A 699-nucleotide genomic window follows, 5' to 3' on the forward strand; every position below is an offset into this window, starting at 1 on the left:
ATACCGAACTCAGCGTTGAAGAGCGCGCCACCATTCAAATCGGTCGTACCCAAGGCTTCAGCCTGCGCAGGATTGCCTGCTTGATCAACCGATCCCCTTCGACCATCAGCCGTGAGCTGCGCCGTAACCGAGGTGCTTGCGGTGGCTACTCGGCCCGTCTGGCCCAGCAGCAAATGCAGGCCCGCCGCCAGGTTTGTCGACCGGCGCGAAAACTGTTGCCGGGTAGCGAGCGCTTCGAACTGGTGACCCATATGCTGCGTGAGCGTTTGTCTCCCGAGCAGATTGCCGGCAAGCTGCGCAGCATGAACATACCCAACCTGCGAGATGCCTACGTCTGTCGCGAGACGATCTACAACGCGATCTATGCCCTGCCAGTGGGTGAGCTGCGTAAGGAGCTGATCATCTGTCTGCGCCAAGGCAAGACGACGCGCCGGCCGCGCTCTGGCGGCGTGGATCGGCGCGGCCAGATCCCTGAGATGGTCAGTATTCATGTGCGCCCGCCGGAGATTGAAGACAGGCTGATGCCGGGGCATTGGGAAGGCGACCTCATCAAGGGCAAGGCCAACGCCTCGTCCGTCGGTACGCTGGTGGAACGCACCAGTGGCTACCTGATGCTGGTGAAGATGAACGACGCGACGGCGACTTCGGCGCTGGAAGGCTTCAGCGCCGCGCTCAATGGCATGCCGCTGGAGATGCGCA

General features: G+C 62.2%; 1 protein-coding gene. It reads left to right on the forward strand.

Annotated features, from left to right (window positions below; translation table 11 throughout):
- The coding region (locus tag GHN86_RS23010; RefSeq protein WP_153387387.1) for an IS30-like element ISPsp7 family transposase at positions 1-699 on the forward strand (699 nt) is incomplete at both ends.

The organism is Pseudomonas helleri (assembly GCF_009600315.1).
Taxonomy (GTDB): Bacteria; Pseudomonadota; Gammaproteobacteria; order Pseudomonadales; family Pseudomonadaceae; genus Aquipseudomonas; species Aquipseudomonas helleri_A.